This is a genomic window from bacterium (genome assembly GCA_019695335.1).
Lineage (GTDB): Bacteria > CLD3 > CLD3 > SB21 > SB21 > JABWBZ01.
Genome location: JAIBAF010000046.1, coordinates 1 through 12032 on the forward strand (window position 1 = coordinate 1; position 12032 = coordinate 12032).

Below are 12032 nucleotides of genomic sequence, written 5' to 3' on the forward strand. Positions count from 1 at the left end.
CTCCACTTTTGCAATGAATAATTAAATAATGACCAATGAATAATAAATTCGCTGGTCATTTTTGTTTTCTAATCATCGGATACTCATTCCACATCGTCCAATGCTTTAAGAAAATTGACAAGATCGTTTTTTTCTTCATTGGTCAGCTGAAGCGCTTTTATCAGTCCGCTTTGATTCTGATGATTCTTTCCGCCCTGATTGTAATGGTCGATCACCGCTTCCAGTGTCTCTAAAGACCCATCATGCATATAAGGAGCCGTTTTGTTAATATTGCGTAACGATGGTACTTTGAATTTCCCGACATCGCTCGCTTTTAAAGTAATTCTTGCTCTTCCCGAATCGCTGTAAAACGAATAAATTCCATTGTTTTGATACGAATAGTTAGTAAAATTATACTCGTTATGACAATGGAAACACTCGCCACGTTCACCAAAAAAAATATCCATCCCTCTTTTTTCAGATTCTGTCAATACCGTATCATTATGGTCATACAAATAATCGTCGTATCGTGACTGTTTTGAAAACAGAGTTCTTTCAAAACAAGCTATGGCTCTGGTTAAAGAGAAGACAGATGGTTCCTGATCATAGGCTTCCTGAAATTCTAATACATAATCAGGATTTCTCTTCAATCTTTCGACCACCGAGAGGACATCAAAATCCATTTCGACAGGATTTTCAATCGGCGCAAGCACCTGTTGTTCCAGATTGGGAACTCCGCCATCCCAAAACATCACAGGCTGGTAAGCGACATTGATCAGGCTAATGGAATTGCGAAGAGTTTGTCTGTTTTCAATACCTTCACTGACCGGTTTGCCATCTGTGAATTTTTTTTCGGGGAAATGACACGATGCGCACGATACTGTGCTGTCACGCGATAAGACCGGATCAAAAAAAAGTTTCTTTCCTAATTCGATTCTTTGTTTGGTAGGACGATTATCTTCCGGAATTGATGGTTCCGGAAAACCGCGTGGTATTTCGAGTTGTACATATTCTGTATCCCCTCGATCGCAACCGCCGAAAAAACACGTCAAAATTAAAATAGCTAGTATTGGTCTCATGGTTAGATCCGATCAAGTGGCGCTGCCCCAAAAGGGCGTTGTGCAACTTTTGGGGCGCCACTTTTCAATTTCAATTAAAAGTAATTCTTATTCGAGAGAAAATGCGTCCTGCCAGTTATCCGCTATTTTAGTTGCTAAAGGCAGATCGTTAAACGTGTGCGTTTCATTTTCCGTTCTCATATTCACGTTAGTGAGAATCGTCAAAAGGTCAAACTCCAGGCCAATTTCATTTTCACCGCTTCCAACCGTGAACGGCGCATCGTTAAATTCGATTGTACGTTTCAATGCATCCGTACCCACATGGTAAAAATAGTCGTAGTCAGCGCTTCCGTTGGCAGCAGCGGTCGTATCAACTAATCCTTCGATTTTGCAGAAAATATATCCGCTGTTCCAACTCCAGTGGATCGACGGGCTTTGGATGGCAAGAGGATCCGTCGCATCACGCAAAGTTGGATCGGAATGATTCGTAGTAGAGTCAAGCCCAAGCATAAATGAAAAACCTGTATAGTCGCCCGAGGGAACTTCACCGAGTTCATATGTATGCTGCGTCGGCCCAGCCAGAACAACTTTACCGGAAATCGCATACGTCGTATTGTCTTCACGTTTCAAAACGATGTTTGAAATGTAATACCGGAAATCCGAAATATTAAATTTTCTGCCGTCTTTCTGAAATTCAGTTCCATAAGCAGCGGCGGTATTTCCGATCATTGTATGCAAATGAAACGCTAAGTTTCCGTTGGCGCCTGAGTTTCCGTCTTTTTCGCATCCGGTTAGACTTACGAAAAAGAACACTACGACCATAGTTTTAAGCAACGTATTCATAAAACTCCTAAAATTTAGAATAAAAGATGTTAAGGCATCGTGTGGAGTTAATATCTACTCACACTCTACCGAAAAGCCTTCGTAATGCGATTTTGAAGCTATGAATTAGGCGGGTGAAATACTGGGAAAGGAAATGGAGAGGATAAATTGAGGATTGTGTTAAAGTACGTAATGCCGTTTTTGGAAACAGCAAGTTTTAAATTAAAAAATGAGTATGATGTGCAGAATAACTCAAATTTTTCATGAACCGATTGCCCGGGCTCCTTTTCGCGTTTTTGATCTTTATTAAGTTCTTTGTTTAACTGACATTTTCCATTACATCTTTTCTCAGGTTTGGTCCGATTTTCGCAAAGATACTGCGCAATATACGTACGGTTAAATAAAAAGGCAGCGACGACGACCGGTTTGCTCAGAATTTGAAACCCGAAAGGGATTATCAAAAGAATCGAATATTTTTTAACAATTTGGAACATGGGATGCAATTATGTATCACGTCTTGGAACTGGCTAATATAAAATGAAAAAATGGTTTGTCAAATTAAATTATTATAGTAATTCAGAAATTTTTTAGGCGCAAGTTTGAAGAACTAGAAAGGAACGTTATTAAAATCTTCGGGTATGCAAAGCGGTTACAAAAGAATTGAATTTTCAATTTTATCCAGCATGAATTGTAAATCACTTTTGCCCTTGCCATTGACTGGAAAAAAATTCATTTTGTGTCTGTGGTGACAAAAAAGAACCTGGCTCATGCCACTTTCTTTTGCAAGATAAAACTGGTTCTTTTGGAATCATAAACACTGAGCCGCTGTTAAAATAGATTTTAGAGAGTAGATCAGCTTAATGCCCGATACAAAAGATCTCGACAGTCTCCACTTTTGCAATGAATAATTAAATCATGACCAATGAACAATGAAGTTCGTTGGTCGTTTTTGTTTTTGGTGTTTGACCATGGCTTTAGAAATCCCATCTTCCTTTCACGACTATATCGAACGTATTTTAGGTGATCGTAAGGATCTTTTTTTGTCGGGACTGGAGTTCGGCAAAAAAACATCGATCAGGATCAATACGCTCAAAACCGATAAAAACACGCTAAAAAATATTTTATCGCATGATGGGTTTGTTTTGAGTGAAACGGATTTTGCCGATTATGTATTGATGGCCGATGAAGGAAACGGATTGATCAGCAAGACGCTTGAACACTTTCTCGGCTTGTTTTACATCCAATCCGTTGCGTCAATGGTACCGCCGGTCATACTGGATCCGCAGCCGGGCGAAACGATTCTCGATATTTCCGCAGCACCGGGATCGAAAACTACGCAAATTGCTCAATTGATGAATAATCGTGGCGTCATTGTGGCCAATGATTGGGACGGAAAACGAATCAAGACGCTGTCGCATAATCTTGACAGGATGGGCGTTGTCAACGCCGCGATGGTAAACATGGGTGGCGAGCGCATTGGCAATTTATTGCCCGCATCGTTCGATAAAATTCTGGTCGATGCGCCGTGTTCAGCGCTCGGCGTCATTCACAAAGCGCCACAAGCCGTTGCCAATATACCGATGCTTCAGAAATTTGTGTTCATTCAGGAGCAACTTTTGGTCAGCGCAATCAAAGCGGTAAAAACAGGCGGCACGATTGTGTATTCAACCTGTACTGTTTCGCCTGAGGAAAATGAAAAACTGATTAACACATTGATCGGCAAATATCCTTTGGAAATTGAAGAAATGATTTTACCCAAAAGTTTGCGCTGGATGGAAGGGTTGACGCAAGCCGATAAAGAGTCGTTTCATTCATCGTTGGCTAAAACTGTCAGGTTATTGCCTTCTGAAATTAATCCGGAAGGTTTCTTTATTGCCAAATTGCGAAAAACAGGTGACGTGATTGTCAAAAACGATAAAGAACCGTTTCATAATAAAAAAATCAGGTTTGAATTCCACAATGCGGATGATCGCAACATTCGGAATATGACGGGCTATTTCGGAGAACGTTTCGGGATCGACCCGGAGTTTTGGAAACCGTATTTATTTGTTGTCAAGGAAGATGAGATTCTGATTGCCTCCGGTGAATGGCTTGGAAAAGAATCGATGCTGAATCGTATTTACACGCATCGGGTTGGAACTCGTCTGGCTCGAACCCGGCGTGAAGGTGAATGGAAATTGTCGACCAATTTTGCTCAGCTTTGCCATCCGCAAATTACTAAAAACCGCATTGAACTTACCGACATCAAAGAAATTGAGACATTCGTCGAAGCGGGAACGATCCGCCGGGAGTTTGAGATCAAACAAGGCGGCGTGGTGGTTTTTGCCGACGGATTGCCTCTGGGCTGCGGCGTCATGCACCAGGGTAATTTGAAAAGCCAGATGCCTAAAAGCCGTAAGGTCATCGGCGTGGACTTCGATTAAAATTTGAACCCGACCCCAACGGTTGTTTTCTTCGAAATCGGATCGTAGCCGAAAGACAATCCCGTCAAACCATTGTGTTGATTATAAGTTTCCGCTGAATTACGCGCGCTGAAAATATTCCAAATCGTTGAACCCGCCACTAATCCTAGTCCAACCAGTGCCATACCATCGCCGGGAGCACCACCGGTCGCATCGTCATCGTTAGCATAACGCATGCTTGCCGCAATATGACCAAATACCATCAGTGTTCCCGCAGCTCTTAATCCCATGCCGATTCCACCTCGGGCATAATCTTTAGCATAAAAATTTCCTACCGATGGTCCAATTAATCCGCCGTACACTAATAACGATGTTGCGGTGACGAGTTGAAGATCTTCGACATTCGAATCGCCGATAGAAAAAAGTGCGATACTGGCTCCAATCGGTATGAGCGTGTGCGCCAAAGCCAAATTTACTGCCTTCGTCGGATTTTTAAGTGTGAGTGATTGTCTGGTTTGATCAGAAAGGGTGGGTTCAAAGGTTTGTTTTTTAATTAGAACTACTGATTGAGTCGAATCTAATTCGCCGGCCACTAAAGAGTAATTCAAACTTACAACAGCGACCATGAGCATGAATAATGATTTCACGATAACCTCCAATTTATAAAGTTATCCGTGAAATGGCGAATTTAATGCCAATTATAGAGTATTGATAAAACGAAAGATAGCAATAAAGCCGTTTTGAATTGAAGAACGACCGCCTTCACACTGTCAAAAAAACCTTGCTGTATTGGATTCTAAAATCCCGTTGGTTCATTTCCCGATTTCCATTTGATATTACAGCCAATGCTGGGGCGTTGGTCAGAATTCGGCGACCGGCCTTCAAGAACGGCTTCAATCGCTGCGCGAATGTCTTTTCCGGTAACAGGAATAGTACTTCCCGGGCGGCTATCATCTAATTGCCCTCGGTAAACGAGTTTCAATGAGCCGTCAAAAAGGAAAAGGTCCGGTGTGCATGCGGCGCCATAATTTTTTGCAACTTCCTGCGACTCGTCATAAAGGTAAGGAAAAGTGAATCCCAAGCGTTTGGCCTGCTCACGTAATCCGTCCGGCGCATCGTCACGATAAACGGTTGCATCGTTAGAACTAATGGCGACAATACCGATTGAGATGTATTCTTTTCCAATTTTTGCCAATTCCTTTTCAACATGTACCACGTATGGGCAATGTTTGCAAATAAACATTACAAGAAGTGCCGGTTTATTCGCAAACGAGTTGAGCGTAAACCGTTTTCCCGATACGACATCGGGCAAATCAAAATCCGGAGCTTTTGTTCCAAGCTCGGTCATATTAGATGGAGTACGGGCCATAAATTTTTCCTTCGATTAAATTATTTTTCAAATAAAATTGGAAGAGGATCGATCTGGCCGTTCCCGCTGCTATATCCGTCGTGCCATTCCGTGACGATATGATCCCACATTTCAAAATGCAAGTGTCCTGAATATCCTTTTTCACACAAAGGTTCTTCGAGAATGTAACCCAGCCGTTCGCCTTTTTTAACTTTTTGTCCGGGAACGACAACAGACGAAGACATGTGAGCGTACATGGATGTGAAAATACCGTAGGGAGTTTCGTGCTTGATCCAAACCACATTTCCGATAGCGCAACTTTCCAGGTGCGATTTCAGAACTTCTCCGTCCGCGACAGCGATAACTTCCTGAATGACTTCATAAAAAGCATCATCGGTTGCGACATCGCTGGCCAGATCGACGCCGTCGTGGCCGTTACGTGTCAGCCCTCTGAAAAGCCGTGTTCGATGACGGAATAAATTGAAATAGGCAATGGCGTCGTATGATACAGGGCTGGTCAAAGGATGACCGAAAAGTTTTTTATCAAATGATAGTATCTTAATTGATGCGGGTAATGCCACAACGGAGCGGTTACGGATTTTGAAATAAAAAAATTGTGTCGTTGAATCATGCGTAAACATCAAAGCGGCTTTTGCAGGGCTGTAATTATCTTTGACGCCGTGAAGCGAACCTTCAAATCCAAATGAACGGTATTCGAATAAATCGCCTTTGGCGTGTTTTGCACTCCGGCCGGCCAGTTCGAATTCAATACAATCATATCTGGAGCGATCGACTGATGGGTCGCAATCTTCCCGATTTCCTGCATCGACAATGATGGAATAAGTTTTTCCGGAATCGACCACAAGTTTAAACCATTGTTCACCCGGAAGGATGTTTTGAAATATTGAATCAGACATAATCGCAATGGGTAACTGATCCTCATCCGGACGATAGGCCCAAATTGATTTTCCGTCAACTTCTGCCTGATACAATACCGGTAGCGGCGACGCGCCGAACGGCATGTTGCCACAGGAAATAGTCAGAATTATAAAGCAAAGCAGAATTAATCGCATGGAAATGAACATAAAGCTCGGAAAAGAAATAAGCAAGTGAAACTAAAAACAAGACCGCCCATGACAACCAGTCACGGGCGATCTTTTTTGGTCTCCTGGTGGAAGGAGTATTTTTCCTTCAATGAAATTTATTCGGGTTTCAATTCGCCAATCGATTTACTTTTTTGCAAGCGCATCGTATTGCTGACCAAATCCCGGAAGTCTTCATATTGAGCGTATTGTTTTTTGAATTTGTCGTCGATGTTTTCAAGCATAGTTTTAACTTCAGCCAACTCCCGGTTTTTGGACCAATAACTTTCGCGCATAATCTCGGCATACAGGATGACGCTTGAGATGAACTGAAGTTGTGCGGCCGTCATTCTGTTCTCAGTTGTATTCATGCGAATCGGTTCGTCTTGTTCAGTCACATTTTTTCCATCCGGCGATTTATAACGCATCGTAATTTTACCGATGGCATTAGCCGACGGATTCTTTAATTTGACTTCATAAACCGCCGTGACGGTGTGCCCCGAACCGATTTCACCGCCGTCAACTTTATCATTACGAAAATCTTCATCTTTGACATCACGTTTTTCATAACCAATCAATCGATAGCGGCTCACGGTTTCTTTATCGAATTCAATCTGGATTTTCACATCTTTGGCAATGACCTGGAGCGTACCGGTGAGCTGTTCGACGAATACACGTTTGGCTTCCGACAAATCGTCGATGTAATAATAAGTTCCGTCTCCTTTGGTGGCCAATTGTTCGATCAAAACGTCGTTGTAATTACCCATGCCGAATCCGCACGCCGTCAGCGTTATTCCTTTATTTTTAAATTTTTCGATCTGTTGCAGCAAACCTTGCGACGATGTTTCGCCGTTATTGGCTACGCCGTCCGTGCATAAGATTACACGATTGATGGCGTTAGGATCGAAATTCTGCGATGCAAGTTGATAGCCTTTCCACAATCCCGCTTCGGCATTGGTCGAGCCTTCACTGTAAAGGCTGTTCACCGCTTCTTCGATCGCCTCTTTATTGGTAGTAGAATTCAAAACAATTTGCGCCTGCGAGCCGTAAGTGACGATTCCGACGCGATCATTGGAGCGTAATTCTTTGATCAGGAGACCGAGAGTCTTTTTGACTAATCCAAGACGATTTTCAATATCCATCGATCCGGAGACGTCGACTACAAATGTTAAATTTGCCGGCTTACGATTTTCCGATTTTACTTCACGGCCTTTAATACCGATTTTAACAAGTTGATAATTTTTACTGATTGGTGATGCGGTAGTCAAAGCATGGATCGCAAAAGTTTTTTCGCTTGGAACAGCGTAGTCCTGGCGAAAATAATTGATAAATTCTTCCACGCGAACAGCGTCTTTCGGCGGCAATTCACCGTGTGAAATGTAATTGCGCACTAAGGCATACGACCCCGTGCTCACATCCGCACCGAACGTTGAAAGATTATCGTCTTCCGTATCGATGAAAGGATTCGTTCCGTAATCGTGATGATACATGTCCCAATATTTCTCGCCATTCGGCGGGTTTAATGGAACGTAACCGTTGATACCTCCTACCGAACCTAATCCATCAGCCACCCCTACGCCACGTCCCATCGCAGTTTTACCAGCTTTATTAAGGACACTTTTTTCTTGCATGATCATATCCAAAGGTTCTTCAGTCTCTCCTTGCTCTTTAGCAATTTTAGGTTTTACATCTTTAGCCGCGATGGTTGCAGTATTGGTTTCACCTTGAACTAAAATTTTCAGAGTAAGTTCTAAATTTGTTTCGTTGCCGGAAATCACATCGATATCTTCGACTTTTAAATTTTGATAAAGATTGAGGCTTGCAAGCAAATCGTATTGACCGTTTCCGATGTTCGTAAATACGAAATAACCGGTCGAATCGGTTTGAGTTGTGACGCCTGAGCCGATCAATTTTACTAAGACATTGCTCAAGGGTTTTCCCGTTGCTGTGTCCGCGATTGTTCCGGATATTTTACCGTCGCCGGTTGCCCCTTTCAGAAATGAAACGAGGGCAATCAGTACGATTGCAACGAATGAGAGATACGCGATTTTTTTCATAACACGCTCCTAAGTAATTGTTAGAGGATTTAACATCGGAGGTCATTCAAATTCCCGCATATCAGTTTTGATAGCGACCTGAACAAAAATCGCTCCGAAATTATTTTGACGAAATTCTGCGCCGAAGATGCTCATAATCGCTTTTTTGAGCTTGTGGCACATATTGAATTTACCTATATTGCCATGTTTCAAAAAACAATTCATCGTTGAATATTCATCTCAAAGAGGAGACCCATCCATGTTGATGCAAGGCAAACAAGGTCTGATTTGCGGCGTTGCCAATAAACGCAGCATTGCGCATGCGATTGCCAAAAGTTTACACCGAGAAGGAGCGAAATTGGCGTTCACATACCAGGGCGATCGTCTCAAAAAAAATGTCGAAGAAATTGCATCAGAACTGGGCAGCCAGTTATTGTATAACTGCGATGTTTCAAAAGATGAAGACATCAAAAAACTTTTTGAAGATGTAAGAAAAGACATGCCGCATCTCGATTTTTTGGTGCATGCGATTGCATTTGCCAATAAAGAAGATCTTGAGAAAAATTTTCATACTACGACGCGGGATGGATTTAAATTAGCGCACGACATCAGCGCCTATTCGTTGATTGGTATGGCGCGTGAAGCGATGCCCTTGATGCAGGAAAAAGGCGGTGCGATTGTTACCCTGTCTTATTACGGTTCGGAAAAGGTTGTTCCGGGCTATAACGTAATGGGCGTTGCCAAAGCTTCGCTCGAAGCGAGCGTACGTTATCTTGCGGCCGATCTTGGCGCGTCTAATATCCGTGTTAATGCCATTTCAGCCGGACCGATCAATACGCTCGCGGCTCGCGGCATTTCCGGCTTTACAAAAATTTTAGAAATCACGCCGCAAAAAGCGCCTCTCCGCAGAAACGTCGAAGTCGAGGAAGTGGGCGATGCCGGCCTTTTTATGTGCAGCCCTTGGTCACGCGGTATTACGGGCGAAATACTTTATGTTGATTGTGGGTATAACATTGTAGGAATGTAGTTTCTATTATTATTTAGTAGGATTGTGTGACAACTGATTTATTGATTATAACGCTATTAATGTTTGCGGCGGCGGCATTGTACTCATCCGTTGGTCACGCAGGAGCATCGGGCTATCTTGCGGTAATGGCATTATTTAGTTTTGAACCGGTGGTCATGAAGCCAACGGCGCTGGCGCTCAATATTGTCGTTGCCGCGATCGGAACGTGGCGGTTTTATCAGGCGGGATTTTTTTCGTGGAAATTATTTTTCTGGTTTGCCGCTGCATCGATCCCAATGGCGTACATCGGCGGCGCTATCGATCTGCACATATCGGCTTATAAAATTCTCGTTGGGGTTGTTCTGCTTTTTGCAGCGTTCAGGTTGTTTGTGACTTCTTTATTCAAAGGTGCGGAAGTTGTTAATGAACCGCCACGTTGGGCGTCATTGATCGGCGGGGCCGGGATCGGACTGCTATCAGGCTTGACCGGCGTCGGCGGAGGAATTTTTCTGACACCGCTTCTGATTTTGTTCAAATGGTCAACGGCCAAAACTGCCGCAGCCGTGTCTGTGACATTTATTTTAGTCAATTCAATTGCCGGACTTGCAGGCAACTGGAAAAATGCTAATTTGATTTCCGAATTCATTCCGTATTTTGCTGCAGCCGTTGTCGCTGGAGGATTAGTCGGAACGTATCTTGGCACTCAACGATTCGATACATCCACTCTTCGTCGTGTACTTGCCGTTGTATTGGTTTTTGCCGGTACAAAAATGATTTTATTGTAAACTTTATTTACCTAACTCCTCAACTCATGCTTACTGCCGAAGCAATTATTCGAGAATTAAATTTGCAGTCGCACCCTGAAGGCGGTTCGTTCCGTGAGACGTATCGTTCTTCTGTCGAAGCAAAAACCACCAATGTCCGTTCGGTTTGTACAGCGATTTATTTTTTACTGCGCGAAGGACAACGGTCCGAATGGCATCGCGTAAAACATGATGAAATCTATCATTTCTATTACGGCGCACCGCTTGAACTCATGATGATAAGTCCGCGAGGCGAATTTACGCGTTCAATTTTTGGCGTAAATTTAGAAAACGGTGAACGCCCCCAAATCATTATTCCCGGCAATTTCTGGCAATCGGCGCGTTCGCTTGGCGCCTTTACGCTATACGGTTGTACCGTATCGCCCGGATTTGATTTTCAGGACTTTGAAATGTCCGATGCCATTCAATTGAAAAAAATATTTCCAGGTCTTTCAGAACAATTAGGCTAAACCTCCGTAATACACCTGCCATTTAAAACAGGAGAAAAGTTATGCGTGACATTTTTATTAACTCCAAACAACAACTTCGCGCCGGTTGGAGGATCGGGATATTTATAATTATTTATGCGATTTTGTCATTTCTTTTCGGAGCCATTACTGTCAGTATTCTGAATGCTGCAGGAATTACAAAAACAATGAACGAGGCAATTCTGAAATTAGTATTGACCTTGACAAGTGTCGTCGCGTCTTATTTGCTACTGAATTACATCGACAAACGAAAATTTTTGTCAATGGGGATGAACCTCGATTCACAGGCCGGCAAAGAATTGGGCTGGGGGCTATTGATCGGTTTTTTACTGCAAATATTTACCGTTTTGATTCCGGTATTGTCGGGCAATACCAGCATTCAGTTGGCTGAATTAAACGGTAGTTATTTTATCACAGGTTTTTTAATCAATATAACATTATTTATTATTGTAGGCTTCAATGAGGAAATTCTTTTCCGTGGATACATTTTCCAGTCCATGACAGAAGGAACCGGGAAGTTAATAGCCGTGTTGTTTTTCTCGATACTTTTCGGGGCGGTTCATCTTGGTAATCCGAATGTATCATTTTTTGGTTTTGCCAATATTGTGTTGGCCGGAATTTTATTGTCACTGGCGTATTTGCAAACCCGTTCATTATGGTTGCCGATCGGTATACACATCGCGTGGAATTTTACGGAAGGATATATTTTAGGTTTGCCGGTCAGCGGCACGGCGATTGAATATCCTTTGACGATTTCTAAAACAGACGGCGCTGACTGGTTGACCGGAGGTACGTTCGGTCCGGAAGGCGGAGCCGCGTGTACTTTAATTTGTGCACTAGCTTGTATTTTTGTTTGGAAATTTTTCAGGCCTGCAGAGAAAATGGATCATGCCGTGAATGAAGCAGTGGCCGTAGAAGCGTTTAAACCCAAAGAAGCGGGAGTTGTCGCTGAGGGCTAATTTTAACAAACATCTGTTGAAATCAAATAAAAACAAAAAAACCTCCAAA

At 42.8% G+C, this 12032-nt stretch carries 11 protein-coding genes; 5 read left to right on the forward strand and 6 right to left on the reverse strand.

Annotation, left to right across the window (positions count from 1 at the left end):
- Positions 1-83 precede the first annotated feature (83 nt).
- Entirely contained in the window at positions 84-1058 is a 975-nt protein-coding gene (locus K1X84_11755; GenBank protein MBX7152311.1) for a cytochrome-c peroxidase, read from the reverse strand.
- Positions 1059-1145: 87 nt separating this feature from the next.
- Complete coding sequence (locus K1X84_11760; protein ID MBX7152312.1) at positions 1146-1880, reverse strand: hypothetical protein; 735 nt, start codon at positions 1878-1880, stop codon at positions 1146-1148.
- Between the two features lie 947 nt (positions 1881-2827).
- On the opposite strand from K1X84_11760, the gene K1X84_11765 reads away from it, so the two are divergent.
- Positions 2828-4282, forward strand: a complete 1455-nt coding sequence (locus K1X84_11765; protein ID MBX7152313.1) for an RsmB/NOP family class I SAM-dependent RNA methyltransferase — start codon at positions 2828-2830, stop codon at positions 4280-4282.
- Here K1X84_11765 and K1X84_11770 read toward each other — a convergent pair.
- From K1X84_11770 to K1X84_11785, 4 genes are all read right to left on the reverse strand, one after another.
- Complete coding sequence (locus K1X84_11770; GenBank protein MBX7152314.1) at positions 4279-4908, reverse strand: hypothetical protein; 630 nt, start codon at positions 4906-4908, stop codon at positions 4279-4281. The two genes, K1X84_11765 and K1X84_11770, sit on opposite strands and share 4 nt — an antisense overlap.
- Positions 4909-5057: 149 nt before the next feature.
- Positions 5058-5630: a thioredoxin family protein gene (locus K1X84_11775; protein ID MBX7152315.1), complete on the reverse strand. Its 573-nt coding sequence runs from the start codon at positions 5628-5630 to the stop codon at positions 5058-5060.
- A 20-nt stretch (positions 5631-5650) separates the two neighbouring features.
- Positions 5651-6694 carry a M23 family metallopeptidase gene (locus K1X84_11780; GenBank protein ID MBX7152316.1) on the reverse strand — a complete coding sequence of 348 codons (1044 nt, stop codon included), beginning with the start codon at positions 6692-6694 and terminating at the stop codon, positions 5651-5653.
- A gap of 116 nt (positions 6695-6810) precedes the next feature.
- The gene (locus K1X84_11785; GenBank protein MBX7152317.1) at positions 6811-8748 is read right to left on the reverse strand and encodes a von Willebrand factor type A domain-containing protein; all 1938 of its coding nucleotides are present in this window, start codon (positions 8746-8748) and stop codon (positions 6811-6813) included.
- A 238-nt stretch (positions 8749-8986) separates the two neighbouring features.
- On the opposite strand from K1X84_11785, the gene K1X84_11790 reads away from it, so the two are divergent.
- The 4 genes from K1X84_11790 to K1X84_11805 are packed head-to-tail and all read left to right on the forward strand — an operon-like array spanning position 8987 to position 11983.
- Positions 8987-9754 carry an enoyl-ACP reductase gene (locus K1X84_11790; protein MBX7152318.1) on the forward strand — a complete coding sequence of 256 codons (768 nt, stop codon included), beginning with the start codon at positions 8987-8989 and terminating at the stop codon, positions 9752-9754.
- A gap of 59 nt (positions 9755-9813) precedes the next feature.
- A complete protein-coding gene (locus tag K1X84_11795) occupies positions 9814-10518 on the forward strand; it encodes a sulfite exporter TauE/SafE family protein (GenBank protein ID MBX7152319.1) in 705 nt (234 codons plus the stop codon).
- Positions 10519-10544: 26 nt separating this feature from the next.
- Entirely contained in the window at positions 10545-11006 is a 462-nt protein-coding gene (locus K1X84_11800; GenBank protein ID MBX7152320.1) for a cupin domain-containing protein, read from the forward strand.
- Positions 11007-11047: 41 nt separating this feature from the next.
- A complete protein-coding gene (locus K1X84_11805) occupies positions 11048-11983 on the forward strand; it encodes a CPBP family intramembrane metalloprotease (GenBank protein MBX7152321.1) in 936 nt (311 codons plus the stop codon).
- The last annotated feature ends 49 nt before the right edge of the window (positions 11984-12032 follow it).